This window comes from Hymenobacter latericoloratus, from assembly GCF_014199535.1.
Taxonomy (GTDB): Bacteria; Bacteroidota; Bacteroidia; order Cytophagales; family Hymenobacteraceae; genus Hymenobacter; species Hymenobacter latericoloratus.
This window is the reverse complement of record NZ_JACHNV010000004.1, coordinates 1-25926: the sequence shown is the minus strand read 5'-3', so window position 1 is coordinate 25926 and position 25926 is coordinate 1. Positions and strand designations below refer to the sequence as shown.

Here is a 25926-nt window from a genome sequence, read left to right as displayed (position 1 = left end):
CGGTACCAGTAAAGACAAAAACCGCCGGACCGGCGGCTTTTGTCTTTACTGGTACCGGGCAGCTTAGTCCAGCTTCACCAGGGGGGTAGTACCCTTGGCACCGTTCGAGTCATTCCAGCGGACCAGGTAGTAGCCGGCGCGCAGCGCCGGCGGGGTTACCGTCAGCCGATTAAGGCCCAGCTGATAATTAACCAGGGAGCCTCCCAGATAGCGGCCCACAGCATCGTAGAAGCGCACCGTGAGCGTACCAGCCGCGGTACCCAGGTACTGAAGGCCAATGGGCGAGCCGTCGCCGGCTATGGGGTTAGGGAAAATCTGCAGCCCCGCGCTGGCCGTGGCATCGTCGGTTACCCCTACGGGTGGTCCGGTATCCAGGCTGTTGTCCGGGCGCTGCAGGCGCAGGCGGTAGTAGCTGAGGCCGGCCGGCGCCTGGGCATCGAGGAAGCGGTACTGGCCGTTGGCAGCGCCGGCCGCTACGGTGCCTACCTGCCGCCAGCCCGCCGTGGTATCGGCCGGGGCCCGCTCCACCACAAAGCCGCTCACGAAGCACTCATTTCGGGTAGACCACTGCACGGTCGTGCCAATGCCGGCCACAAAACCCGCGCTCTGCCCGGTTAGCGGCGCGGGCAGCATGGGCGCTACCCCACACACCGGGGCCGTAAAGCTGCGGTTCCGCAGCACGTAGCGCCCCCCGGCAATGTCGCTGGCCGCAGCCAGGGTGCGGCTGCGCTGCCCGCGCGCAATGGCGTAGTGCATCACGGCCGAGGGCAGAATCAGGTGGGAAAGCTGCTGGGCGTGCCCCAGCTCATGCACCGCCACCGACTCAAAATCGAGCTGGGAAACCGTGGGATTACCCGGCCCGAACTGCCAGTTGGTGGCATCGTCGAACTGCATGTCTATCTCCTGCACGTAGAACGATACCGTTCCATTGGGCAGGTAGCAGCCCCGGTAGTAGCTGGTAGTGCGCCCGAGCACGTTGGTGGGCAGCTCAGTGCCATTATCGAAGCCAACGGCGTTTTCGCCGTCTTCGGTGACTCCCCGGCCGCTGCGGGGCTCCCCTACCTCCCAGTTGATACCTGTCTGGCAGCGCCAGGTAGCCAGGGCCCGTTGCCAGGCCGCACTGGCAGCCGCGTTGGCGGTAAAGCTGGTTTCGAACCGGAACGTAATGCCGCCGGTGCTATTCTGGTTCCGGTGCGCTGGTACCGCCCGCTGCTTGGTGCGGGAGTCCTGCACGTTGGATACGGCGTACACAATCTGTACCGAGGTTAGGCTGGTAGTGGGCTGCTGGTCGGAGGTTGTTACGCGCACCGGGCCCGTGCCGGCGGGGTTGCCGTTGGCTCCGGACGAAGGCACCCGCACCTGAATCCGGGTGTCCGACCAGCTGATATAGTCGTCGTCATTCACCCGGACAAAGGTGCTGCCTCCGTCATCGGCGTTCCGAAACTCCACCGCGCCACTGCCCCGGGCCGCGCCAAATCCTGAGCCGGAAATAGTGAGCACCGCCCCGGTGCCGGCCGTCAGGCTCTGGGGTAGCAGACTGGAAATGACGGGGGCCAGGGGTCGGGCCGCGGCAGCGGGCGCCGCCCGGCGGGCCAGGGCGGTTTGCAAGGCCGCATTGGGCGTCACTTCCCGGGGGCTGCTGCCGGCTATGGTCTGGTAGAACTCGGGGCCGATGAGGGGGTAGCGGCGGAAAGGCTCCGCTGCGGTGGCCGTCCGCACATCGTACTGCACAAAGCCCTGCTCACTGGCGTACACGGCCCAGCCCGCCCCGGCCGGCACTCCGGCAAAGGCCGACCGCTCCAGAAAGAATACGCCCTGCTGCCCGGGCTGCAGCCGCAGCGTGTTGGTGAGCTCCTGCCGGTCGAGACCCACGGTACCGCCTTCCGTGAGCACCGTCAGCTCGGTGGGGGCGGTGCCTTTCAGTTGCTTGTACACCCGCAGCCGGTGGCGGGTGTAGATGCGGCCATTCGGGGCCCGGAACCCGTCCGCGTCGAGCACTTCCGCTTCCACAATCAGGGGTACGCGGGCGGCCCGGGCGGCCGGGTCCAGGGGCACAAGCAGGCAGCGGGTTTCCAGAGGCGGGGCCACCGCCTGCGCCCGGGCCGGCAGCACCAGCCCCCCCAGCCCGGAGGCCAGGCACAAAAAGAGTAGAAATTTCATAAAGTGGAAAAAGCCCGGAGGGGCCTGGTTCAAGGTACTGGTTTTGGCCGCCAAATGGTTTGGCCGCCGCTCTTTATTTACACTCCTTCTGCTACGTGCACTGCCGGCTCGGGAAAGGAAAGGTGGCCGCTCATCATGCACGATGTTATAATGCTTATGCCGAGGGGGCGGCTGCGCTGCCTAGCGCCCGGCCGTTACCCCAGCTATCCGCACCAGGCCTTCACTTGCTTTCCCCCTGGAGCCGGCCGGCGCTTCCACAGCGGAGGTCCAAGGCATTTTTAAGGAGCGAACCAGCTAGAACAGGCTGCCCTGCACGGGCTGCGGAATTACGCGGGGCGGCTGCACGCTCATGCCCGTGAGCTCCTGCAGGCGGCGCAGGAAATGCTCGGCCCAGAGCGGGGAATGCATAATATCCTTCTGATGAATAAAGATATAGGCCGTATGCAGGCCCGCTTCCAGCCAGCCGGCTACACGGGCGGCCCAGTCGTCGGCGCGGCGGAAATCGGAGTCGATGAGGCCGTGGCCGTTGATGCGCACGAAAGCGGCAGGCGTGGTCAGGCGCATGTGCAGCACGTCGCGGCGGCCGGCTACATCACTGAGCACTAGTGGTTTGCCCAGCGCTTCGAGCATGGCCGTTACAGAGGCCAGCAACTCGGCATCGGCAAACCAACCCGGGTGCCGGAGCTCCACGGCCAAGGGCACGTAGGCCGGAAAATCGAGCAGATAGCGCTCCAGCCGCGGCAAATGCTCGGGGCCGAAGGTAGGGGGCAGCTGCAGAAACGCATGCCCCAGGGTGGGCCCCAGGCCTTCAATGGCCCGGCAAAAGCTCAACGTCAACTCGTCGGCATTGTACAAGGCCCGGTCGTGGCTGATGGACTGGGGCAGCTTGGGGCAGAACCGGAAGGCAGGGGACACAGCCTCGCGCCAGCGCCGCACGGTAGTGGCGTCGGGGATGCGGTAGTGGGTAGTATTCAGCTCAATGCTGTTGAACTGCCGGCCGTAGTGGTGCAGGTAGTCGGCCTCCCGGATGCCCAGCGGAAAGTAGCTGCCCAGCCAGGCCTTGTTCGTCCAGATGGGGCAGCCCACGTACACGGCGGGCGGCGCGGGCTGGCGGGCCAGGGCCCGGGCCAGCACCCGTGGGGTTTCGGCGTGGTCGGGGGGTAGGCGAAAATTAACGTAGCGCAGGTCGGAAAGGCGGCCAAAGTCCATACCCCGAAGATACGGTGAAACTGCGGTTGTGCGGCGCCGGGAAAGGGGGCCGGCGCGTTGCACCTTCTTTCCCAGGTCTTAGCACATTTCCGCGACATTTGCAACCCAGCTTGGCGCCACGGGAACGGGCTAAGGACAAAATTTTTTAACAGGCGGATAGTCTTATTTTATGTAACGACATGCTACTACCTAAAAAGAGTGCAAAACACGCCTTAAGGAAACACAATCCGTTTTTCCAGGATGCTGCATTCAATAACTTAAATGCAAAAAATATTTGAAAAGTATAATTATTAACGATTAACCAGTACCGATACGTAGCCGTGCCAGGGCTTGGTTTAAGAGGCGCGCCTAGATTTGTCGCACTCACCAACCAAGAGAACGGATGACGTTGAATCTACGACTGCATGTCTCGGGCTTGATGATGGCCATGCTCTTTGTGCTACTGACGGCCTTCTCGGCCTCGGCCCGCCCAGCAAGCATACGTGAAGATGAAAAAGCCCCCGCCGCTGCCGCCAAGAAAGCAACGGTAATGCGCGGCCGAGCCTCCTGGTACGGCCGCGAACATCAAGGCCACCGCACCAGCAACGGCGAGCGGTTTGACCGCAACAAGTACACCTGCGCCCACAAAACCCTGCCCTTCGGCACCAAGCTGCGCGTTTCCAACCCCGAAACCGGCGAATCGGTAGTGGTGCGGGTAACCGACCGGGGCCCGTTCCGCCACCAGCGCATTCTGGACCTCTCGGAGGTAGCGGCCCGCCCCCTGGGTATTGTTACGCACGGCGCCGTATCGGTAGTAGCGGAGGTAGTAAGCCCCGATACCCCCCTGGGCCCCACCAATGCGCCGGAGAACCTGGCGGCGCTGGCCACCGACTCCACGGTGGCCGTGGGCCTGCTGGCCGATGTCCGGGCTGGTGCTTCGGAAGCCGCTGACGTGACCCTCACGCCGGAGCCAACGGCTACCTACGTGATTCAGGCCGGTACCTTCGGCGACGCCCGCAATGCCCGCGCCGTGATGGACAAAATCCAGAGCCTGGAGCCCAAACTACTGGTAACCACCGTAACCACCAGCACCCTGGAGGGCAAAGCACTTAACCGCGTGGTAGTAGGCCGCTTTGCTACCGCCGCCGAAGCCGATACCGTACGCCAGCGCTTGGCTCGCCTGGGCATAGCCGGCTTGGTCCGGCAGGGCGAGAACCTGTAGCACTCTTCTTTCGCCCCAAGCATAAAAGCGCCGCTTCCGGACCGGAAGCGGCGCTTTTATGCTTGGGGCCGGACCAATTTTCAAGAAAATATTTCTTCTGCCTACTACTTAAGCAACTCTTAATCGAGTTTCTGGATCGTCAAGCCAACAACATCTTTATCCTTTCTCTGCATGTTAAAAACGTATTGCCTTCTAGCACTCGGCTTCATCGTATGCACTGCCAACACGGCCCTGAGCCAAACCACGAAAGGCACCCGGGTGCTGGGTTTGAGCGCCGGAAACATTACCTACCAAAAGAACGGTGGCTACCGTCAGATCAGCGGGCAGCTTTCGCCTTCAATCGGCACGTTTGTCGCCAACAACGTGGCGCTGGGCATCGCGGTACCCGTTGGGTATTCATCCGTCAAGTCTCCATACGGCCCCCGCAACATACAGCGGAACCTGGAGCTGGGACTTCTACCGTGGCTGCGCTACTACCTGCCCTCCACCAGCCCGCACCGGTTGTTTGGCGAGTTAAGCGCAGGAGGAGTGCTAAACAGCTACCGGACCAAGGCGGACAGCTACACCTATAAGAACAGCAGCGTTAGCCTGCTGGCCAGCCTGGGGGTAGGGTACAGCTACTTCATTACGCCCAACGTGGGCCTGGAGGCTCTGGCGAAATACGCCACCAACAGCGGTAACTCAACGGCCTTTGGCAAGGGCTATTTCGACATCAACCTGGGCTTCCGGGTGTATCTGCCGAAAGGCGGAGCGGCCACGGTTCCGGCCGAGTAAGGGGGTAGCCTTCATCCGTCAACAAGAGAATACGAAGCATTTACTACCTTCCGGGCCCCTCCTGCTCACTGGTAGTTTATGCTTCGTATTCTGAAGGCCGGCTTCGTTCTGCTCGTTACGCTTACCCTTACCTGGACCCTCAATACCAAACAAGGCGACGTGCCGCCGCTGGCCCGCCTGCTGAGCCCCTACCGGGGCATGTGGCAGAACGGCGAGGCAGAAGCCGACGTGGCGGCCCAGCAAACCCTGCAGCTACTGGGCCTGCACCAGCCCGTGCGGGTGCGCTTCGACGACAGGCGGGTGCCTCACATCTTTGCCCAGAACGAGCACGACCTGTACTACGCCCAGGGCTACCTCACGGCCCACGACCGGCTCTGGCAGATGGAGTTCATGACCCGGGTAGCAGCCGGGCGCATTTCGGAGGTAGTGGGCCCCAAAGCCCTGGAGTACGACCGGTTTCAGCGCCGCATGGGCCTGCCCTACGGGGCTGAAAATACCCTGCGGGAAATGCTGCGCAACGATACCACGCGCCTGGTGCTGGAGTCGTACGCGGCCGGGGTGAATGCCTACATCAACAGCCTCTCGCCCAAAGACTACCCCTTCGAGTACAAGCTCCTCGACTACGCCCCTGAGCCCTGGCAACCCCTGAAAAGCGCTCTGCTGCTGAAGCTGATGGCCTGGGACCTGAGCGGCCGCTCCGACGACCTGCGCCTGAGCAACATCCTGAGCAAATACGGCCCGGAGGTTGTCCGCGACCTGTTTCCCGACTACCCCAACCGCACGGACGCCATTGTGCCGCCCGGCACCCCACTGGAGTTCGAGCCCCGGCCGGTGCCGCCTACCCCCCCATCCTTCACGGCCGCTATGGCGGGCAAGCTGCCCCAGCGGGAACCCGACCCGGAGCTGGGTTCCAACAACTTTGCGGTGGCAGGCAGCCGCTCGGCCTCGGGCCTGCCTTTGCTGGCCAACGACCCGCACTTGCAGCTGAACCTGCCCAGCATCTGGTACCAGGCCCAGCTGCACGCGCCGGGCGTAAACGTGTACGGCGTAACCATTCCGGGGGCGCCTACCATCATTATTGGGTTCAATGAGGATGTGGCCTGGGGCGTAACCAACGTGGGCGGCGACGTGCTGGACTGGTACCAGCTGAAGTTCCGCGACGCCCGCCAGCGCGAGTACTGGCACGAGGGCCGCTGGAAGCCCGTGCGCCGGGTGGTGGAGCGCATTGCGGTGCGCGGCCAGCCCGACCGGCTCGATACGGTGCTCTACACCCACCACGGCCCCATCGTGTACGACCAGCAGGAGAAGGTTTTCAACAAGCAGACACCCATCCGGCACGCCCTGCGCTGGACTGCCCACGACGGCGGCAACGAGGTGCTGGCCTTCTACCGCCTCAACCGCGCCCACTCCTACCCCGATTACCGCCGCGCCCTGCGCACGTACGCCTCCCCGGCCCAGAACTTCATCTTCGCCGATAACCGCAATGAAATTGCCATTCAGCCCAACGGCCGCTTTCCGCTGAAGTGGCCCGACCAGGGCAAGTTTATCTTGGACGGCACCGATGCGCGCTACGACTGGCAGGGCTGGATTCCGATGGAGCAGAACCCGCACGTAAAGGACCCGGCCCGGGGCTTCGTATCGTCGGCCAACCAGCCTTCCGCTGGTTTTGATTACCCCTACTACCTCGGCTGGGACTACGCCCCCTCCGACCGGGGACACCGCATTAATGAGCGCCTGACCCAACTGCGCGGCGCTACCCCCGACAGCCTGCGCAACCTCCAGAACGACAACCTGGGCGTGAATGCCCGCCAGATGCTGCCCTGGATGCTGAGCACTGTAACCGGCAGCAAAATGACGGACAACTGCTTCCTGCCGCTGCTACCTAACTCGCCGGAGTACGCGGCGGTGGGGGCGCTGGCCCAATGGAACTACCGCTACGAGTCCGATGCCGTGGCCGCCAGCGTGTTTGAGCTCTGGTATAATGACCTGGTAAAGCGCCTCTGGGACGATGACTTTGGTAGCGCCGCGGGTCTGGAAATGCGCTACCCCTCCCGCGCCCGCACCAACCAGTTGCTGCTGCGGGAATCGGGCAGCATGCTTACCTGCTTTCAGAAGGCCAGCCCCTGGATTGATGACCGCACCACCGCCAAGCGCGAAAACGTGCACGACCTGCTAACCGCCTCCCTGCATTTCGCCGTGGATTCCCTGACCCGCAAGTTTGGGCCAATGGGGCCAAAGTGGGCCTGGGCTAACCAGAAGAGCACCGACATCAACCACCTGGCCAACCTGACCGGCTTCGGCCGGCAGGACATTGACTGCCCTGGCAGCCCCGGCTCAGTGAATGCCACGGGGCCGCGCAATGGCCCCTCCTGGCGCATGGTGGTAGCCCTGGGCCCGCAGGTGAAAGCCTACGGTATTTTTCCCGGCGGCCAGAGCGGCAACCCTGCCTCGGCTTACTACGATGATATGATTGAGTCCTGGCGGGTGGGCAAGCTCGATGAGCTGGTGTTTCTGCGCGCTGCCGACGAAAACCACCCGCGCCTGCAGGCGGCCTGGCGGCTGGAAGCCCGACCGTAGCCACAACCCCGGCCCGTTTCTACCCCTTGTATATCTGCTTTTTCTACGCTGTTATGGCGCGCTTCTGGCTTTCCCTCCTATTGATTCTTGTTCTGTCTTCCTTGGCTCAGCTGCTGCTGCCCTGGTGGGTGCTGGTGCCCCTGTGCTTTGCGGTAGCGGCCTGGAGCCAACTCAGCGGGGGGCGGGCGTTTCTGGCGGGGCTGCTAGGTGCCGCGCTGAGCTGGTGGCTACCGGCGGCCTGGCTCGCCACCCACGGCGCCGAGCGGCTGGCCTCCCGCCTGGTTACTCTCCTGCCCCTGGGCGGCAACGCCTGGACTTTGGTGCTGGTGAGTGGGGTAGTAGCGGGGCTGGTGGGTGGGCTGGCGGCCCTGAGCGGCACCTGGGCCCGGCAGGCGCTCCGCCCTGCCTCCCAGGCCACGGGCATCACTCAATAATCTGATTCAGCAACAAAAAGCCCGCTTACCACGGTGGTAAGCGGGCTTTTTGTTGCCGGGTGCCTCCTAGGAGAAACAGACTTAATACTGCGAGATAAACGCAAAGGCCTGTAGCGTGTAGGTAGCCACCGAAGTAAAGTGGTTGCCGCCCTGAATAGGCTTCAGCTGCACCTGGGTAGCGCCGCGGGCCCGCATAGCATTGTAGGCATCCTGCGAGTTGAAGTAGGGCACGTAGTCGTCGGCGGTACCGTGGAACAGGGCTACGGGAGCAGTGGGCTTCCAGTCGTACACGTCGTTATCCTTGAAAGCCGCCGCGAGAGCAGCATCCGTGTTATTGAGTACGGCCTGCCGGAAAGGCTCCGCGAACAGTTCCGACGCCTTGTTAGGCACCGAGCTGAATGGGTTAGCGTGCAGGCGGGTAGCGTAGGGCTCCTTAAAGTACGCCGACAGCGGCCGGTTCAGGCCGTACACGCGGTTGTAGGTATCCAGCACCCACACGTAGGTACTCAGGAAGTTCAGGGGCTGCTCCGATTTCATGATGTACTGGGCGAAGGCCGTTTTGTGGTAGGCCCCGGCGCCGGGGGCGCTGGCCGCTACGGGCAGCTCGGTGGCGTACTTTTCTTCCAGCAGCTTGTGCAACGACATGGTAGCGTAGCCACCTTCGGAATAGCCTAGCAGGAAGTTTTTCTGGTTAACTGCTATGTTTTCCTTTTTGCAGAACTCCCGCGCCGCCCGTAGCATATCGGCCGAGGCCGAGGCCAGAGAAGGCCCGTGCTCATAGGGGTGGGGCAAGGCCTTGGAGGCACCGTAGCCGATATAGTCGGGGGCCGATACCACGTAGCCGGTGGAAGCCAGCACCGACACAGCCGACCACAGCTCACTGCCCGAGCTGTAGTAGGAAGGAGCCCGGCCTTCCTCATCGGGCTGCAGGGTGCCGTGCTGGTAGCTGATAACGGGCAACGCCTGCGGGGCGGCCGGCACTAGCAAAGCCCCCGAGGCCGTAATGGTTTTGCCGTCGGTGTTGGTGGTATTGTAGGTCAGGCGGTACACCTTAATAGGAAAGCGGACCAGGGAGCCTACCAGCGGAATATCAGCCACGCGGCCTGCCAGCGTAGAGGTGCTGTACTCACCAATCAGGGTGCTGCCCACCAGCACGGGGGTAGGCGCCGGCGGAGCCGGAGGCGTGGTAGTGGTGGTATCAGTCGGCTCGGGCGAGTTGCTTTTGCAGCCCGGAGCCGTCAGCAGCAGGGCCAGTAAGCTCAGGGCCCACCCGGTCGTCATCCGGCGAAGATTAGATAGCGTCACGAAGAGTACGGTTAGAAAGGATGTGGTACTGGAAAGAACACCCGAAGCCCGCCCCTCGTTCCGCCCTGCCGGCTCTTATCCTCTTAAGCAGAGAACAATACGTGCATCATTTTATCATTTACTATAAACTTAGTTGACAAACTAATTAATTAGTTACATCTTTCTTGCCTCACTTACTTCCTGCTATGCCCGATACTCCATTTCCCGAACTAACCCGCGCCGAAGAACAGGTAATGCAGGTGCTCTGGCAGCGCGGCCCGTCCTTCGTGAAGGACGTGGTGCCCGAACTGCCGGCCCCTACCCCTGCCTATACCACCGTATCCACCATCATCCGGATTCTGGAGCAGAAGGGCTTTGTGGGCCACGAAGCTTTTGGGCGCACCCACCGCTACCACGCCCTCATTGCCCAGGACGAATACCGCCGCTTTTCGCTGCGCAAGCTGCTGGGTGGCTACTTCGGCGGCTCTTTCTCGCGGCTGGTTTCCTTTTTCGCTAAGGAAGAAAACCTGGACGCTGCCCAGCTCGACGAGCTCTTGCGCCACGCCCAGGCCTCACCCCCTACCCCCTCCGCCGATGCTACCCCTCCTTCTCCCAACGACGAGCCTACTCGTCCTGCTTAGCTGGCTGGGCCAGAGCACTCTGCTGCTCGGGGCCGGGTGGCTGTTGTACTACCTGGTGCTGCGCCGGGAGCGGTGCTTTGGCTACAACCGCCGGTTTTTGCTGCTGGTGCCCTGGTTGGCGCTGGGGCTGCCCCCACTGCTCACCCTGGGCGCCCCGTGGTTTATGCGCGGGTGGGCAGTTTGGAGCGGAACCTTGGGCGGCGGCATGCTGCTGCCGGGAGGCTTGCTGCCCACCGTCAGGATACTGGCTGCGCCCGGCCCCGGAGCTACTGCCGTTGCCGCCAATGCGCTGGCCTGGCTGCCAGCCCTGTACGGAGCGGTGGCTCTGGGGCTGCTGCTGCGCCTAGGCGGGCAGGTGTTGCACCTGTGGCTTGGTACCCGGCACTGGCCCCGGCAGCTGCGCCCCGGCTATACCCTGGTGTTCAGCGGAGGCCGGCGCCCTATCAGCTCCTTTGGGCGCTGGATATTCTGGGATGAAACGGCCGGCCTGGCACCAGCCGAGGCGGCGGCAATCCTGGCCCACGAGGTGGCCCATGTGCAGCAGGGCCACACCCGCACGCGCCTGCTGCTGGAAGTGGCGCGGGCCCTGCTCTGGGCTTCGCCCTTCGTGCACCTATACCCCCGGGCGCTGGAGTGCACCCACGAGTTTCTGGCCGATGCCGCCGCCCTGGGCGCTACCCCTGCTACCCCCGGCAACCCCGCCGGCCCTTACGCTGCCCTGCTGGCCCGTTTGGCTCTGGGCCAGTTTCAGCCCGACTTACCGCTTGCCCATTCATTTACCCAATCCCTCACCCTTACCCGTATCCGTATGCTTACCTCGTATGCGCCCACGCCCCGCTGGAAACGGTGGCTGGCTCTGCCGCTGAGCGCGGCCCTGCTTTTCACTATGGCCTGCGAGAAGGCCGCCGAGCTACCCCCGCCCCCGCCGCCTACCCTGTCGGCCTCGGCCACCCTCGCCCCGCCGCCTCCGCCCCTACCGGCCTACAACCAGGCACAGCAAATGCCGGAGTATGAGGGCGGCCCCAAGCAGCTGCTGGCCGATATTGCCGCGCTGATCAAATACCCCGAGGTGGCGAGAGCCGAGAAGCTGGAAGGCCGGGTGTTTGTAAGCTTTATTGTAGCCGCCGACGGCAGCCTGCAGGCCGTTCAGGTCCGGAAGGGAATTGAAACCACGAGTACCGACCCCGGTAGCCAGGGACAACCGGCCCGCGCGAACAGCAGCACGCCAGCGGCGCAGGCCCTGCACGAAGCTGCCCTGAACGCGGTGCGCAACCTGCCCGGCCGCTGGACTCCGGGCCGCGAAAAAGGCCAGGCAGTGGCCGTGCAATACACTATTCCTATCACGTTTGCCCTATAAATCAGGGGTAGGAACCTGGTTTCGGGCAACCTGCCGTGCCCAGGAGCCAGGCTGCCGGTACTCCACCGCTACCTGGCATTTTATCCCTAAGCCGCCGTCTGTTCTACGCAGGCGGCGGCTTCTTTTTATTGGGTAGTTTATCTTAACGGCCTCCGGACACTATAACTAAAGCGGCGGAAGGGCGGTTACCCGAAAGCAACCTCCAGCGTTTTTGGTCTGACTCGTGCGTTGATGTGCCATTCTCTGGAATTTCCTTTCTCTTCTGACAGGCTGTGGTTGGCTTCGCTACGCCGGTTGTTGTGCTTGCTGCTGGCAGTCTGGGGCCTGGCATCTTGCAATTCGCAGCCCGAGCGGAAGCCCCGCCCAAGCCCAGCCGCTACGGCCCGGCAGCAGCGGGAACTGGTGCGCCGCGACTCTCTGCGGGCCGACTCCGTGGCCCGGGCCGGCGTGCAGCTGCCGGGGGCGGTGCTGCCCGATAGCCGCATTGTAGCTTTTTATGGCAACCCGCTGCACAAGGGCATGGGCATTCTGGGTGAGCTGCCAAAGGAGCAGATGCTGGCTCGGCTAAATAAGCAGGCCGCCGAGTGGCAGCGGGCCGACTCCTTGCCCGTGCGCCCCGCCCTGCACCTGATTGCCGTTATTGCCCAGCGTGATTCAGGAGCCGATGGCAAGTACCGCCTGGCCCTGCCCGACAGCACCATCCGGCGGGTAATAAGGTGGGGACAGGAGCACAACACGCTGGTTTTCCTGGATGTGCAGGTGGGCCTCTCCGATCTGGGGCATGAGCTACCGCCCCTGGCCAAGTACCTGCGCCTGCCCTTCGTACACCTCGGCATCGACCCGGAGTTTTCCATGAAGTCGGGGCGGCGGCCGGGTACGGAGGTAGGCGAGTTCGACGCCCAGGATATCAATTACGCCCGCCAGTTTCTGGCCCGCCTGGTCAGCGAGAATCATCTACCCCCCAAAGTGCTGGTAGTGCACCGCTTCCGCCAGGATATGGTTACCAACTACCAGAATATCAAGCTCGACCCCAGGGTGCAGATTGTGATGCACATGGATGGGTGGGGCACGCCCAGCATCAAGCGCAGCTCCTACCGCAAATTCATCCGGAAAGAGCCCGTGGAATACACCGGCTTCAAGATTTTCTACCGCAATGACCGCAAAGGCGAGTCGCGTTTGATGACGCCCCGGGAGGTGGCCGCCCTGACGCCCGCCCCGCTCTACATCCAATACCAATAAGGGGTAGGGAATTTCGGCTATTGGTGTAGAAACATAGGTAGGTAGCAGCCGGTAAGCCCCACAAAAATTACGAGCTGCTACGCCGTAGCTGCGCCGGGAACCCGTAACTTTCCGGCAACTCTCTCTTATTTACGTTCATCCGTGCGGCACTTTTCTGTTTTTGGCGCTGGCCTCACCACCCTGGGCCTCGCTCTTTCCCTTACTACCCTACCCGGCTGCGGCTCCCGCTCGGGCACCGAATCTGAAAACACTGCGGCCGCGGCCGATACAACCAAGCCGGTTGTGGTGGACACCGTGGCCCTGAAGCGCCAGGCCATGATGCGCGACTCGCTCAAGGCCGATTCCATTGCCAAGAAAAACGGACAGCTGCCCGGCGCCATTCTGCCCGGTCACCGCATCGTGGCATTCTACGGCAACATCCGGGCGAAAGGCATGGGTATTCTGGGCCGCGAGCCGAAGGAGCAGATGCTGGCCAAGTTCCGGAAAGTGCAGAAGGAGTGGCAGGAAGCCGACCCCAGCCTGCCGGTTCAGCCGGCCCTGCATAGCGTGACCATCACGGCCCAGGCCGCGGCCGGCAAGGACGGCAAATACCGCCTGATGAACTCCAAGGCCACCATCGACGAAACGATTCAGTGGGCCAAGGACAACAACTGCATTGTATTCCTGGATGTGCAGGTAGGCCTCTCCGACCTGGAGCACGAGCTGCACAAGCTGGAGCCCTGGCTGAAAGACCCCATCGTGCACATGGGCATCGACCCGGAGTTTGCCATGAAAACCAAAGGCGTGCGCCCGGGCAAGAAAATCGGGACCTACGATGCCAAGGACGTGAACTACGCCATCAACTTCCTGGCCCGCATTGTAAGCGAAAACAAGCTCCCGCCGAAAGTGCTGACGGTGCACCGCTTCACGGAGGGCATGATTACCAACTACAAGAAAATCAAGCTCGACCCGCGGGTGCAGGTAGTGATGCACATGGACGGTTGGGGCAACCCCGTCCTGAAGAAAGACTCCTACCGCGACTATATCCAGACCCAGCCCGTGCAGTACACTGGCTTCAAGCTGTTTTATGAGTACGATGCGCGGCCGGCTCCGCACCACATCATGACCCCCAAGGAAGTGCTGGCCGAGCTGACGCCCAAGCCCCTCTATATTCAGTACCAGTAACTGCTCCGGCGCCCGCAGCCCCTGGCTTTCCTACCCCGCGTAGCGAAGCCAGGGGCTGCTTTGTGCCCGGTGCGGCCCGTTTACTTCACGCTACTCTCTGTATTTGACATTATCCCTACTCCCCTTCCTAATGCCTTTTGCAGTACCTACCCGGTGGGGCAGCGCTTTGGGGGCGTGCCTGCTGCTGAGCGGCACCGCTGCCGGCCAGAGCGCGGGCCTGCCCGCGCCCAAGCGCAACATTATTAAACTAGCCCCTCTGGGCTGGATTCATGGGCAACTGCCCTTTTCCGTGGAGTCGAGGGTGGGCTACGAGCGGGTGCTGGGTGCCCGTAGCAGCGTGGCCGCCGGCTACTCCTACCTGGGGACCAATCATCCGTTTAACTTCATCGGCGGCGCGGCCCTGAGCGCGGCTATTACCACGGCTCTGGTTGCCGGCGGGCACGCCCGCGTGGCCTGGACGGATGTGCGCACGCGTACCCAGGGGCACCGCTTTCAGGTGCAGTACAGGCACTACCTGACCAAGCGGAAGCCGGCGCCGGAGGGCTTTTACCTCTCGCCCCACTACTCCTACACCACCGCTACCTACCGCTCGGAGGTAAAGGACCTGGGCATCCGCTTCGGCATCAAAACCACCAACCACAACTATAACCTGCTGTTCGGCTTTCAGGAGGTGCTGGGCCGGCATTTGGTAGTAGATGTGTTTACCGGCCTGGGCTACCGCAACAAAACCGAAAAAACCTACGACGCCAACGACCAGTACACCGGCACCGCCGACAAGGAAAGCCCCCTGAAGGTATCATCGGGGCTGAACATTGGCTGGGCTTTCTAAGGCCGGTTTCCTACCCCCTCATACCCGCAAAAAGCCCCGGCAATAACATTGCCAGGGCTTTTGCATGGAGAAGCAGTGGTTAAACAGGCATTTCTCCGGGGTACCGCCCGCTGGTTAGTGGGCGGCGTTCAGGTCGATTTTCTCGCCGCGCCGGGCGCGCTTGATCAGCAGTACCAAGGGTAGGCAGCAGACGAAGAACAAGCCAATCATGGTGAACACCTGTGAGTAGGTGATAATGGAAACCTGCTTCATCAGAATGCCTTCCAGGGCGGCATAAGCCTGCTTCTGGGCCTGCTCGAAGGAGAAGCCGCGCGACATAAAGTTGGCCGTAAACGCCTGAATGCGCTGCACCGTGTTCGTGTCGTAGAGCGAGATGTGCGCCAGCGGGCTGATGCGGTTCTGGGCAATGCTGCGCTCCAGGTAGGTACCCACAATGGCTACCCCGAACGAGCCGCCCAGCTGCCGGATCATACCGGTGAGGCCGGCCGCCTGGCCCGCATCCTTACCCGAGAGGCCCGCCAGGCTCATGGTAGTAATGGGCAGGAAAATCAGGCCCATGCCCAAGCCGCGCACCATCAGGGGCCAGAAGAAGTCCGACTCGCCGGCCGTGGGTGAAATAATCTGGGCCATCCAGAAGGTGAAGACAAAGAAGATGCTGAAGCCCACCGGAATCATGAACTTCTGGGGCACCCCGGCCTGGAGCATCTTGCCGATCAGGGGCATCATGAGGCCCGAGGCCAAAGCTCCGGGTAGCAGGATGTAGCCCGTTTGAGCGGCCGAGAAGCCGAGGATGCGCTGGGTGAAAATCGGGAAGATGAACACCGAGGCAAACATGCCAAAGCCCAGCACAAACGACAACACCGCACCCACGGCCAGGTTACGGCTCTTGCCCAGCACCCGCAGATCCACGATGGGTTGCCGGGCCGTCAGCTCGCGCCACACAAAGCCCACGAGGCCAATAACGGCCAGGGCGGTAAAGATGTTGATGTAGGCGCTTTCAAACCAGTCTTCCGACTCGCCCTGCTCCAGCACCAGCTGCAAGGAGCCCACTCCCATAATCAGCAGGCCAATCCCGGCCCAGTCGATTTCGCGCAGGGGGCGCGGCACGGCGTTTTTGATGCGCTCAGGGTCCCGGATGAACAGCACGGTGAAGATGGAGGCCAGAATGCCTACCGGCACGTTCACGTAGAAAATCCAGGGCCAGTCGTAGTTATCCACAATGTAGCCGCCCAGCGTGGGGCCAATGGTAGGGCCGATAATTACACCCATGCCGAACAAGGCCTGACCCAGCGGCAGCTGCTTGGGCGGGAAGGTATCGATGAGGATGGCCTGGGAGGTAGCCATGAGGGCTCCGCCCCCAATGCCCTGGATAAAGCGGAAGGCCACCAGCTCCCAGATGTTGGTGCTCTGACCGCAGGCAATGGAAGCCAGCGTGAACAGAATTACGGACACGAGGTAGTAGTTTTTGCGCCCGAACTGCTCGGCCAGGAAGCCCGTCATCGGGATAACAATTACGTTGGCAATGCCATAGGAGGCAATTACCCAGGTTACCTCCTGCTGCGTGGCCGAGAGGTTGCCCATCATCTGGGTCAGGGCCACGTTCACAATACTGGTATCAATAAGCTCCAGCAAGCAGCACATCACCACCGTAATGACGATGATCCACTTGGTAAATCCGGTTTCCATAGGTAGGGTACGAGGGTATGGGGGTAGGAGGGCGTGAGGAAATTAGCGGTGGTTAGGCTTTATTTGACTTTATCTCAACTCTATACCTAGTGAGTTATGCCGAATACACAGTCCAACTTTGACTTTGCGGAGGAGTTCAGGCAACGCACTAAAGCGTTTGCGCTGCGTGTGATGAAGCTGACCGACCGGCTGCCCGTAACACCTTCCGGCCGGGCTGCCGGGGCCCAGCTAGTGCGCTCCGGAATGTCAGTAGCGGCCAACTATCGGGCTGCTTGCCGGGCCCGATCCCAACGGGAATTCGCCGCCAAGCTGCACATTGCCTTAGAAGAAGCTGATGAGTCGGTGCTATGGCTCGAATTGCTGAATGAAGCTGGCACATTGCCCCCAGGCAAGCTGGATGAGTTACTCAGCGAGGCCAATGCCATTATGGCCATTCTGGGTAAAGCCGAAAAGACAGCGCGGGACAGAGTTAGAAGGGAAAAAGACGCTCTTTGATCAGCGAAGCTATTCCTTCCTAAACTCCTACCCCCATACCCTCCTACCCTAAAATTATTTCACCTTCACCGTCGCTACCACGCTCATGCCGGCGCGGAGGGGATGTTCGGGGTCAACTTTGTCGAGGACAATCTTGACGGGGATACGCTGAGTTACTTTCACGAAGTTGCCCGAGGCGTTATCGGGAGGAAGCAGGGCGAAGCGGGCACCGGTAGCGGCCGAAAGCGACTCAATGTGGCCGGCAAATTCCTCGTTCGGGTAGGCATCAACCTCCACGCTTACCGGCTGGCCCACTTTCATGTTCTCCAGCTGGGTTTCCTTGAAGTTGGCGATAATCCAGGTGTTGCCGCTGGCTACCAGGCCCATAAGTTGCTGGTTAGGGCTTACTACCTGACCCGGCTGCACGTTTTTCCGGCTCACGATGCCGTTGCCGGGCGCCGTGATGGTGGTGTAGCTCAGCTGCAGACGGGCGTTATCGAGGTCGGCCTGGCGCTGCTTTACTACGGCTTCGGCTACGGCCACCTGCTGGCGGGCGGCCTCTACCTGCTGCTGGGCCACGCGCACCTGCTGCTGAGCGGTAGCCCGCTGGGCCGTCGTCGATTTCAGGTTGGCCTGCACGGCGTCGTACTCACTTTGCGGAATGATGTCCTCCTTACGCAGGAACTGGCTGCGCTTCAGGTCTTTCTCCAAGCGGGCGCGGTTAGCATCACTCACGCCAATGGTGGCCTGCGCCGTGCTGACGTTGGCCTGGGCCGTACCCACGGCGGCGCGGGCTGCCACTACGTTGGCCTGGGCGGCCGCCAGAGCCGCCTCAGCGGCATTCACGCGCTGCTGATAGTCGGCCGGGTCCACGGTCACCAGCACATCACCTTTCTTCACCTGCTGGTTGTCCTGCACTTTTACTTCCAGTACGGGGCCTGTTACGCGGGGCAGAATGGGATACACATCGCCTTCTACCTGGGCATCGTCGGTTTCCTCGTGGGTTTGCCCGAACTGGTAACGCTGGTAGCCAAAGTAGCCGCCCACCAGCAGCACCAGGGCCAGAATAAGTAAGACAATCGGGCGCTTGGAGCGACCTTCTTGTTCCTCCACGGCCGGCTCGTAAGCGGCAGATGAGGTAGGCGCTACGGCCGGATCGTGTTGAACGGGAGTTGCCATATGGGTACTTGGTTGTTCGTTGTCAAGAAGGGATTTGTAAATAAAGAACAGGTAGCACGGCAAAGCCGCCCCTATCTCTGTCCGTTACGCCGATTGGCGGTAAGCACTGGGGCACCCGGGCTTTACCAGTAGTGTCACGCACGGGGCGGTGCGCACTACGGTTTCGGCGGTGCTACCCATTAGAAAGCGCGTCAGGCCCGTTTGGCCGTGCGCTCCTATAACAATGATGTCAGCGGGGTGGCGTCGGGCTTCTTCTACGATTTCACGCGCGGCGTTGCCGGAAACAACGGCGGTAGTAACCTGAGCCCCAGCCGTTAGCGCCGCTTCCCGGTGCCGGGCCAGCTGCCGGGCCAACTCCACATCGTTCACGGGGGCCGTGGTGGCGCGGGGCGCGGGCTCCAGCACGTGCAGCAGCCGCAGCTCGGCGCCCGTACCCGCCGCCAGCGCGGCCGAGTACTTCACCACCGCCTCCGTCGCGGCAGAAAAATCAATCGGACACAGGATGGTCATGAGGTGATGTAGGGTGTGAGGGCAGGAGGGCGTGAGGGTAGGGGGGTGTGAGGGTGTGAGGGCAAAAACTCCTACCCTCGCACCCTCCTACCCCCATACCCTAGAATCTACCAAATCTGCTCGCCGGTGGCGCGGCGGAGCTGGTACTGGCCGAGGGTGTAGTTGTAGATGGCCTGCAGGCGCGAGAGGCGGGACTGAGCCAGCTGGGTTTCGGCGTCCAGCACGTCGAGGTTAGAGCCCACGCCGTAGCGGTAGCGGGCCTGGGCGCGGGTCAGCGCATCGGTGGCCTGCGTAATCTGCACCTCGGAGTTGTCGTAGCGGGCCGTGCTCGACTGCATGTTGTTCACGGCCTGCAGCACGTCAGCGCGTACTTGCTCCTGGGTGTCCTGGGTGCGCGACTGAGCGCCTTTAATGGCCGATTGAGCCTCCGCGCGCTGGTAGCGGTTCCGGTCGCCGTCGTAAATCGGGATGTTCAGCTGGGCGCCGGCTACCGTGTTGAAGCGGACGCGCTCCAGGTTCGGCACGATGTAGCCGTTTTTACCGCCAGCCTGGGCTACTAAGTTCAGGGTAGGCTTGTTGCCGACTTCGGCCACGCGCAGCTGGGCGGCGGCCGTAGCCTCGGCATCCTTCGCCAGCTTTACTTCGGGGCGGTTTTCAGCGCCCTTGGCCAGGGCCGCCGCTACGTCCACGGCCTGCGGGTTGTATTCGAAACGGCCCCGCACCGGCACCACTTCCGACTCGGGACGGTGTAGCAGGCGAGCCAGCTGAATCTCCTGGTTGCGGAGCTGATTCTGCAGGTCAATTTTGCGGTCCTGGGCCTGGGCAATGCGCACCTGAGTGGTCGTCACGTCGAAGTTAGTGCTCACGCCGCCCTGTACTCGCTTCTCCATTTCGCGCTGGTGCTGGCGCAGGGACGCAATCTGGGCGTCCTGCACCCGAATGGCTTCGCGGGCAAACAGAATGCTGTAGTAGCTCTGGGCGGCAGCAAAGGCCAGGTCGCGGCGGGTGACGTTGATCTGGTCGGCGGCCGTAAGGGTGCGGCTGCGGGCTGCTTCAATGGCCGCGTTGGCCCGCCCGAAGTCGAGCACCGTATAGCGGGCCGTTACGTGGCCGTCGTAGTTATTGGCGGGGGCCAGCTGGAAGGTGGCGTCCCCGAGTGGAATTTTTACTACCGGGTCGATGCGGGTGTAGCTCACCGTGCCTTCTACCACGGGTCGCAGATAAGTGCGGCTTTCTTCGAGGCGGCTCTGGGCCTGATTTACTTCTTCCTGCAGGGCATTGATGGCCGGGTTAGCATCCAGCACCGAGCGGACGGTGGCCTCCAGCGACAGAGAGTCGCCGGCCGTAGCGGTGGCAATCGGCACCTGGGCGTGGGCCGCACTACCTACCAGCAACCCCAGGGTTGCGAGTAGCGGCGCGGTGTATTGGGGTCGGAAAAGCATATCTGAAACAGCTTAGGGATGTTTGCCTTTTACCCAACCGCATGCCAACCCGTTAAAACCATTTTAATCTACCCCTAAACCTGCGCCTAGTGCGTTTAAACGCAGAAAATAATTTTCGTAGAGGGCCTATTACATTCTGATGATGTGTCTCCATTTTCCTCATATATCAGAATATCCTCAATATTATTCCTGATATTTAAGGAATATATCTTACCCCTTCTAGTCACCTGAACCGTAGTGAACTGCCATGCCAGACCAGGATGATTCTCTGCTTTTGTATCTGAACGATGCCATTGCCACCACCCGCAACAAGGAGGATTTGTTTCGGAGCATGACGGAGAAGCTGCGGCTGATTTTTCCCTTTGACGCCATTACCATCCTGACCCTCGACGCGGAGCATCAGTATCGGCGCGTGTTCCTGCGCGACTACCTGGGAGAAGTGCTACTGCCCAACCAAACCAGGGCCGGGGGCAAGCCCACGCGCGGCCCCATTGAAGGCACGCCCGTGGAACTGTTTGTGCACCAGACCCACCTGCGCCAGTACGATTTGGAAGAACTGCTCAAAGCATATCCTCAGTACCAGCCCTTTGGCGCCCTGCTGGAGCGCGGCATGCGCTACTTTATTGTGGTGCCGCTGCGCACCAGCGGGCAGCTGATCGGGCTGCTGTCGTTGGTATCGCGCCGGCAGCCGGAGTTTTCCCCCACCGACGTGGACCTGCTGGAAAAGATTGGCAGCCTGGTGGCGGTGGCCGTAACCAACACGCTGGCTTTCGAAGACATAGCCCGCCGGGAGCAGGAAAAATCCATGCAGCTGGCCCTCAACAATGCCTTGCTCAGCATCAAGGAGCGCGGGGAGCTGTTCCGGACCATTGCCACCGAAATCAACCATGTAGTACCCTGCGACTATTTCGGGGTGCGGGTGCGAAAGACCAGTTCGCCGGTCCGGGCCCTGGCCGAGTTCAACAAGCAGCCCGATGGCACCTTTGCCGCCCTGGACGAAAACCGCTACGACGACCTCCCCCACCCCGTGCAAAACAAAGAGGCCGTGGTAGAGCTCTTTTCGCGCCCTGCCGTGTACGTGGGCACCGATTTTGAAGCCCTTTCCCGCCAGTACGCTCTGCTGCGCTACATCCGGGAGGAGCGGGGCACCCAGTCGCTGCTCTGCGCCCCCCTGGACACAAACGGAGAGCCGGCCGCCGCCCTGATTCTGGCCAGTCATCAGCCCCTGGCCTTCACCGAGGAAAACCTGGAGCTGATTCAAACCCTGGTCCCGCAAATCCGGCTGGCCATCCAGAACGTGCTGGCTTTCGAGCAGATTGATGCCTTGCGGGCCCAGCTGGAGCGGGAGCGCACCTACCTCATCGACGAAATCAACACCTCGGCCGCCGCCCGCCTCGACGACTTCGTGGGGGGTAGCGCCGTGATGCAGCAGGTATATACCCGCCTCTCGCAGGTAGCCCCCACCGACACTACTGTGCTGATTACCGGCGAAACCGGTACGGGCAAAGAGCTGGTGGCCCGGGCCCTGCACAACCTCTCGCCGCGCAAGGAGCGGGCCCTCATCAAAATCAACTGCGCCGCCCTACCCGCCCAACTCATTGAAAGTGAGCTGTTCGGCCACGAGAAGGGCGCCTTTACCGGGGCCCACGACCGGCGCATCGGCAAGTTTGAGCTGGCCGATGGGGGGACGATTTTCCTGGACGAGGTAGGCGAGCTACCCCTCGATTTGCAGGCCAAGCTGCTGCGGGTGCTGCAGGAAAAGGAGTTTGAGCGCATCGGCGGCCGCCGCGTCATCCAGACCGATGTGCGGGTTATTGCAGCCACCAACCGGGTGCTGGAAGACGAGGTAGCCGCCGGCCATTTTCGCGCCGATTTGTACTACCGCCTCAACGTGTTTCCGATTAAGCTGCCGCCCCTGCGCGAGCGGCCCGAGGACATTGAGCCCCTGATGCGGCACTTTCTGGAGCGGTTCACCAAGCAGATGGGCAAGCCCGTGCGCGGCCTGCGCGAGCGGGACCTGAAGGCCCTGCGCCAGTACGGCTGGCCCGGCAACGTGCGCGAGCTGGAGCACGTGCTGGAGCAGGCCGTCATCGTTAGTCAGGGGCCGTTTCTGGAGTTTGCGGGCTTCTCGGCAGCCGCCCAGGCGGCTCCCGAGAAGCCCGAAACCGGCGGCCCGCTCAAAACTCTCAAAGACCAGGAGCGCGACCATATTCTGGCGGCCCTGCGCCGCACCAGCGGCCGCGTCAGCGGCCCCAACGGCGCCGCCGTCCTCCTCGACATCAACCCTAAAACCCTGGAAGCCCGCATGAAAAAGCTGGGCATCCAGCGGACAGTGGAGGTGAAATAGTAAGATGGTGAAATGGTGAGTTTGCTGTTCAGGTGGTCCTGAGGGGGTAGCCTCAGCGGGGCTGCCTGTTGGCAATAAGGCCCGCTGAGGCCACTTAGAGTCCCGGCGCGGCAACACCAACCGTTCAACGACGGGGGTTGCCGCGCGGGGGCTTTGGAGGCTTGAAGGGGGTTGGCGTTTCTGTTGAACGGCCGGCTAAAGCGGCAGCTTACAGCGTGCGGGTCTTGATTTTGCGCAATACCTGCTGAAAATCAGCGCCCGGCAGGTTTTCTTTTTTAGCCTGCGCAATAGCCTTTTGCTGGGTGGCCTCGGCCTCCGTGTACAGCCGGAGGGCGTAGAGCAGGTGAGCCAGCGTGTCGTAATACGCGGCGCGGGGGTCCAGGTCTATCGTCCGCTGGCTCCAGCGCATGGCCTGGGTTAGGTAGCTGGTGCGGCGCGTACCGGAAGTATACACGGTCCAGGCCCCATTGTTCAGGTCAAGGGCGTACGTATCCACTCCGCCCCGCACCGCCGGAACCATTCGCACAACCGTCGCGCCCAAGTCGGGCCGGGCTAGGTTGGGGTAAGGTGTAGGCTGCTGAAAGGAGCGCAGGGCCTGCTGAGCGGCCCGCTGGCGCCGGATGGTATCGGCGGGGGTAGCCATGTAGTGCCGCTCGTAGAAGCTGATCAGCAAAGGCAGGTAGTGGGTGGTATCGCGCAGGGCCTGGTAATAGCGCAGCATATTCTGCTCGTAGGTGCGCATGCCCCGGGTGAAATCCTTGCCCGACCAGCTACCGCGCGCGAAATTGGCCCCTTGCTGGGCCAGCCCCTGGTCGCGGGTTGCAATGGCGGCCTGCATGGTATTGTTGATGATCAGGTTGTTGAAGGCTACCCGCTGCGCAAGGGGCAGCACCGCGTACATGCTGTCAACCAGCCGCTTGTTTAGCCGCGCCAGCTTGTAGGCCCGGCTATCCACCACCGGGCCGCACTCATGCACGAACAGCACCTCCGCAAACTGATCGAAGGCTTTCACGGGCAATTCACCCACGTAAGCATCCAGCAGCGCGGGGCTAATGGGGGCGCCCACGCTCCGGCGGGCCTGAATATACTGGCGCAGAAACCTGGCTTCTCGCTCCCCGGCAGCGTAGCGCTGCTCCAGCTGGCTCAGGTTGGCCGGGTCGGCCAGTTTCCGACGAAACACGTCAAAGTCGCGCAGGTAGCGTTGCGGGTCGCGGGTATTGCCGAAGCTGCGGTGCAGCACCGTGCCATCGGGGTGCAGGTAGAGGTAGGTGGGGTAGGCACTAACGTGGTAACGGCGCGCGGTGCGCTTACCTTCCGGGGTGTTGAAAGAAGCCTGCACCAGCAGAAACTCCCGCTGCAGCACAGGCGCTACGCTGGCGTCGTCGAGGCCCGTACCGTAGAACTGCTCTTGCTTTTCCTTGGAAAGCCCGGACTGGGGCGGCGGAGCAATCAGCAGCAGAAATACGGGTTTCTGGAGTTTGCGGGCCTTTTTTAGCACGTTATCCAGCGAGTCTTTTTCAAACCGCAGCTGCTGAGCCGGGGCGGCATGCACCAACAGGCTCAGAAATAGGAATAGCAGCCAATAGCCTGGTTTTTTCATCGGGTTTATGAGGATAAGGAAGTAAGAATAGATGTGCGAAAGTAGGAAAACCGCGTGAATGAGGCCCGGCGCCCTTTCTCGGCCTGCTGCCCGGCCGGAGCTTCGCTCCACTACGGGGTAGCATTTCCCGGCGCTACCTGCCCGCTGCCCCACACTATTAGCACGGTCAACGCACCCATTCAGCATCTCACTATTTCACCACCTCCCGGGAGCAAACGCGGCGGCAACGGTGTTTTGCCCGTACTTTAGAACCGGATGCCAACCCCCAACCTCGACCCTACCCACCTCACCCGCGACCAGGTTATTCAGGCCCTTCACCAGATGGACCAGCAGGGCCCGCGCATGCCCCTGAGCACCGTCTATGACCTGGTTTTCAGGGGCAAGCGCTACGCCCCGCGGGCCGTGGCCCAGCTGGCGTTCCGGTTGGCAACGGGCGTTCCGGATGCGCCCTGGCCTCTGCCGGCAGGCGCGCCCACCAACCGGGTGCTGGAGCAGCTCGACTTCACTATTGCCACCAAGCGCCCCACCCTCGAAAACTCGCCCCTGCTCGACGGCGACGTGGCCGCCCAAGAGCAGATGCAGGAGCTGTACACCGGCGCCACCCGCGAGGCAGTGCCCACGAAGGCCCGTAAACCCGGGCGCCCTACCCCTCCCGAAGCGCCAAACGAGCCGGCAGTGCCAGTACCCTCTACCGTGCAGGAGCCCGCACTGGCCTACGAGCGGCCCGCGCCGGAACCTTACAGTCGGCCGCAGGCTTTGGGGGAGCTGTTTATTTCGGAGGAGAAGCTGGATGCTACCCTGGCTGCCCTGCGCCGCCGCCGCAACCTGATTCTGCAGGGGCCGCCGGGTACGGGCAAAACCTTCCTGGCCCGGCGCCTGGCCTGGCTGGAGCTGGGCGCTACCGACGCAGCCCGCGTGGAGCTGGTGCAGTTTCACCCCAGCTATAGCTATGAGGATTTCGTGCAGGGCTTCCGGCCGGATGGCACCGGCGGCTTTCGGCTGCAGGATGGTATTCTGGTGGATTTCTGCCAGCGCGCCGCCCAGGACCCGGCGCGGCCTTATTTTCTGCTGATTGACGAGCTGAACCGCGGCAACGTGGCCCGCATCTTCGGGGAGCTGCTGCTGCTGCTGGAGGCCGACAAGCGCGGCCCGGCCCACGCCGTGCGCCTACCCTACGCCCCGGCCGGCAGCCCGCCCTTCTTCGTGCCCGAAAACGTGTACCTGATTGGCACCATGAACCTGGCCGACCGTAGCCTGGCCCCCCTGGATTACGCCCTACGTCGCCGTTTCGCCTTCGTGAGTCTGGAGCCTGAGTTTGGCGCGCCGCTGCAGGTGTTTCTGGCCGCTCACCAGGTTCCGGCCGCCGTCATCAGCCGCCTTACTACCCGCCTCACGGAGCTAAACCAGGTCATTGCCGACGACCCCGAGCTGGGCCCCGATTTCTGCCTCGGCCACAGCTACTTCTGCCAGCCGCCCCCTACCCCCGCCGCCGCCCCAAAGTGGCTGCAGCTGATTTTGGAGCAGGAAATTGCACCCCTGCTGGACGACTACTGGCTGGATCAGCCCGCCAAGGCCAACCAGCAGAAAAAGAAGCTACTGGCCTGATTTGGCGGGGGGGGGGGGGGGGGGGGGGGGGGGGGGGGGGGGGGGGGGGGGGCCGCCCCCCCCCCCCCCCCCCCCCCCCCCCCCCCCCCCCCCCCCCCGGCCCCCCCCCCCCCCCCCCCCCCCCCCCCCCCCCCCCCGCCCCCCCCCCCCCCCACCCCCCCCCCCCCCCCGCAGTCGGAAGCCATGCAGGCCTTCAACCAGCTCAATGCGGGGC

General features: G+C 62.6%; 20 protein-coding genes. 12 read left to right on the top strand and 8 right to left on the bottom strand.

Annotated features, from left to right (window positions below):
• Positions 1–63 precede the first annotated feature (63 nt).
• Together GGU46_RS14605 and GGU46_RS14600 are read right to left on the bottom strand one after the other, a co-directional pair.
• Positions 64–2160 (bottom strand): matrixin family metalloprotease, encoded by a 2097-nt coding sequence (locus GGU46_RS14605; RefSeq protein WP_183404319.1) that lies wholly within the window; start codon positions 2158–2160, stop codon positions 64–66.
• 294 nt (positions 2161–2454) lie between these two features.
• Positions 2455–3369, bottom strand: a complete 915-nt coding sequence (locus GGU46_RS14600) for a DUF72 domain-containing protein (protein ID WP_183404318.1) — start codon at positions 3367–3369, stop codon at positions 2455–2457.
• Between the two features lie 382 nt (positions 3370–3751).
• Here GGU46_RS14600 and GGU46_RS14595 point away from each other — a divergent pair, with 382 nt between their 5' ends.
• The 4 genes from GGU46_RS14595 to GGU46_RS14580 all read left to right on the top strand — a co-directional run bounded on the left by GGU46_RS14595 (position 3752) and on the right by GGU46_RS14580 (position 8355).
• On the top strand, positions 3752–4570 hold the full coding sequence (locus tag GGU46_RS14595; RefSeq protein WP_183404317.1) for a septal ring lytic transglycosylase RlpA family protein: 819 nt from the start codon (positions 3752–3754) through the stop codon (positions 4568–4570).
• Between the two features lie 171 nt (positions 4571–4741).
• Complete coding sequence (locus tag GGU46_RS14590) at positions 4742–5344, top strand: hypothetical protein (RefSeq protein ID WP_183404316.1); 603 nt, start codon at positions 4742–4744, stop codon at positions 5342–5344.
• A 78-nt stretch (positions 5345–5422) separates the two neighbouring features.
• Positions 5423–7921, top strand: a complete 2499-nt coding sequence (locus GGU46_RS14585) for a penicillin acylase family protein (protein ID WP_183404315.1) — start codon at positions 5423–5425, stop codon at positions 7919–7921.
• An 80-nt stretch (positions 7922–8001) separates the two neighbouring features.
• Positions 8002–8355, top strand: coding sequence for a hypothetical protein (locus tag GGU46_RS14580; RefSeq protein WP_183404314.1), 354 nt, complete (start codon positions 8002–8004; stop codon positions 8353–8355).
• 81 nt (positions 8356–8436) lie between these two features.
• On the opposite strand, the gene GGU46_RS14575 is transcribed toward GGU46_RS14580, so the two are convergent.
• Positions 8437–9660, bottom strand: coding sequence for an alpha/beta hydrolase family protein (locus GGU46_RS14575; protein ID WP_317171922.1), 1224 nt, complete (start codon positions 9658–9660; stop codon positions 8437–8439).
• A 185-nt stretch (positions 9661–9845) separates the two neighbouring features.
• On the opposite strand from GGU46_RS14575, the gene GGU46_RS14570 reads away from it, so the two are divergent.
• The 5 genes from GGU46_RS14570 (at position 9846) to GGU46_RS14550 (ending at position 14869) form a co-directional block, all read left to right on the top strand.
• Positions 9846–10280 (top strand): BlaI/MecI/CopY family transcriptional regulator, encoded by a 435-nt coding sequence (locus GGU46_RS14570; protein WP_183404312.1) that lies wholly within the window; start codon positions 9846–9848, stop codon positions 10278–10280.
• A complete protein-coding gene (locus tag GGU46_RS14565) occupies positions 10234–11637 on the top strand; it encodes an energy transducer TonB (RefSeq protein WP_183404311.1) in 1404 nt (467 codons plus the stop codon). The genes GGU46_RS14570 and GGU46_RS14565 overlap by 47 nt, the downstream gene beginning before the upstream one ends.
• A gap of 303 nt (positions 11638–11940) precedes the next feature.
• Positions 11941–12876: a hypothetical protein gene (locus tag GGU46_RS14560; protein WP_246399035.1), complete on the top strand. Its 936-nt coding sequence runs from the start codon at positions 11941–11943 to the stop codon at positions 12874–12876.
• A gap of 141 nt (positions 12877–13017) precedes the next feature.
• A complete protein-coding gene (locus GGU46_RS14555; protein WP_317171921.1) occupies positions 13018–14040 on the top strand; it encodes a hypothetical protein in 1023 nt (340 codons plus the stop codon).
• A gap of 130 nt (positions 14041–14170) precedes the next feature.
• Positions 14171–14869 carry a hypothetical protein gene (locus GGU46_RS14550; RefSeq protein WP_183404309.1) on the top strand — a complete coding sequence of 233 codons (699 nt, stop codon included), beginning with the start codon at positions 14171–14173 and terminating at the stop codon, positions 14867–14869.
• A 114-nt stretch (positions 14870–14983) separates the two neighbouring features.
• On the opposite strand, the gene GGU46_RS14545 is transcribed toward GGU46_RS14550, so the two are convergent.
• Positions 14984–16555, bottom strand: a complete 1572-nt coding sequence (locus GGU46_RS14545; RefSeq protein ID WP_183404308.1) for a DHA2 family efflux MFS transporter permease subunit — start codon at positions 16553–16555, stop codon at positions 14984–14986.
• A 96-nt stretch (positions 16556–16651) separates the two neighbouring features.
• On the opposite strand from GGU46_RS14545, the gene GGU46_RS14540 reads away from it, so the two are divergent.
• Complete coding sequence (locus tag GGU46_RS14540; RefSeq protein WP_183404307.1) at positions 16652–17050, top strand: four helix bundle protein; 399 nt, start codon at positions 16652–16654, stop codon at positions 17048–17050.
• Positions 17051–17104: 54 nt separating this feature from the next.
• On the opposite strand, the gene GGU46_RS14535 is transcribed toward GGU46_RS14540, so the two are convergent.
• From GGU46_RS14535 to GGU46_RS14525, 3 genes are all read right to left on the bottom strand, one after another.
• The gene (locus GGU46_RS14535; RefSeq protein ID WP_183404306.1) at positions 17105–18208 is read right to left on the bottom strand and encodes an HlyD family secretion protein; all 1104 of its coding nucleotides are present in this window, start codon (positions 18206–18208) and stop codon (positions 17105–17107) included.
• 84 nt (positions 18209–18292) lie between these two features.
• Positions 18293–18718, bottom strand: coding sequence for a universal stress protein (locus GGU46_RS14530; protein WP_183404305.1), 426 nt, complete (start codon positions 18716–18718; stop codon positions 18293–18295).
• Between the two features lie 107 nt (positions 18719–18825).
• Entirely contained in the window at positions 18826–20160 is a 1335-nt protein-coding gene (locus tag GGU46_RS14525; RefSeq protein WP_183404304.1) for a TolC family protein, read from the bottom strand.
• A 247-nt stretch (positions 20161–20407) separates the two neighbouring features.
• On the opposite strand from GGU46_RS14525, the gene GGU46_RS14520 reads away from it, so the two are divergent.
• Positions 20408–22507 carry a sigma 54-interacting transcriptional regulator gene (locus GGU46_RS14520; RefSeq protein ID WP_183404303.1) on the top strand — a complete coding sequence of 700 codons (2100 nt, stop codon included), beginning with the start codon at positions 20408–20410 and terminating at the stop codon, positions 22505–22507.
• A 208-nt stretch (positions 22508–22715) separates the two neighbouring features.
• Here the strand turns inward: GGU46_RS14520 and GGU46_RS14515 are convergent, their stop codons facing one another.
• The gene (locus tag GGU46_RS14515) at positions 22716–24107 is read right to left on the bottom strand and encodes a thioredoxin domain-containing protein (protein WP_183404302.1); all 1392 of its coding nucleotides are present in this window, start codon (positions 24105–24107) and stop codon (positions 22716–22718) included.
• A gap of 255 nt (positions 24108–24362) precedes the next feature.
• On the opposite strand from GGU46_RS14515, the gene GGU46_RS14510 reads away from it, so the two are divergent.
• On the top strand, positions 24363–25712 hold the full coding sequence (locus tag GGU46_RS14510) for an AAA family ATPase (protein WP_183404301.1): 1350 nt from the start codon (positions 24363–24365) through the stop codon (positions 25710–25712).
• Positions 25713–25926 lie beyond the last annotated feature (214 nt).

Coding starts and splice junctions, on each gene's coding strand:
- GGU46_RS14605 (WP_183404319.1), bottom strand. CDS start 2,160: ATGAAATTTCTACTCTTTTTGTGCCTGGCCTCCGGGCTGGGGGGGCTG.
- GGU46_RS14600 (WP_183404318.1), bottom strand. CDS start 3,369: ATGGACTTTGGCCGCCTTTCCGACCTGCGCTACGTTAATTTTCGCCTA.
- GGU46_RS14595 (WP_183404317.1), top strand. CDS start 3,752: ATGACGTTGAATCTACGACTGCATGTCTCGGGCTTGATGATGGCCATG.
- GGU46_RS14590 (WP_183404316.1), top strand. CDS start 4,742: ATGTTAAAAACGTATTGCCTTCTAGCACTCGGCTTCATCGTATGCACT.
- GGU46_RS14585 (WP_183404315.1), top strand. CDS start 5,423: ATGCTTCGTATTCTGAAGGCCGGCTTCGTTCTGCTCGTTACGCTTACC.
- GGU46_RS14570 (WP_183404312.1), top strand. CDS start 9,846: ATGCCCGATACTCCATTTCCCGAACTAACCCGCGCCGAAGAACAGGTA.
- GGU46_RS14565 (WP_183404311.1), top strand. CDS start 10,234: ATGCTACCCCTCCTTCTCCCAACGACGAGCCTACTCGTCCTGCTTAGC.
- GGU46_RS14550 (WP_183404309.1), top strand. CDS start 14,171: ATGCCTTTTGCAGTACCTACCCGGTGGGGCAGCGCTTTGGGGGCGTGC.
- GGU46_RS14545 (WP_183404308.1), bottom strand. CDS start 16,555: ATGGAAACCGGATTTACCAAGTGGATCATCGTCATTACGGTGGTGATG.
- GGU46_RS14540 (WP_183404307.1), top strand. CDS start 16,652: ATGCCGAATACACAGTCCAACTTTGACTTTGCGGAGGAGTTCAGGCAA.
- GGU46_RS14535 (WP_183404306.1), bottom strand. CDS start 18,208: ATGGCAACTCCCGTTCAACACGATCCGGCCGTAGCGCCTACCTCATCT.
- GGU46_RS14530 (WP_183404305.1), bottom strand. CDS start 18,718: ATGACCATCCTGTGTCCGATTGATTTTTCTGCCGCGACGGAGGCGGTG.
- GGU46_RS14525 (WP_183404304.1), bottom strand. CDS start 20,160: ATGCTTTTCCGACCCCAATACACCGCGCCGCTACTCGCAACCCTGGGG.
- GGU46_RS14520 (WP_183404303.1), top strand. CDS start 20,408: ATGCCAGACCAGGATGATTCTCTGCTTTTGTATCTGAACGATGCCATT.
- GGU46_RS14515 (WP_183404302.1), bottom strand. CDS start 24,107: ATGAAAAAACCAGGCTATTGGCTGCTATTCCTATTTCTGAGCCTGTTG.
- GGU46_RS14510 (WP_183404301.1), top strand. CDS start 24,363: ATGCCAACCCCCAACCTCGACCCTACCCACCTCACCCGCGACCAGGTT.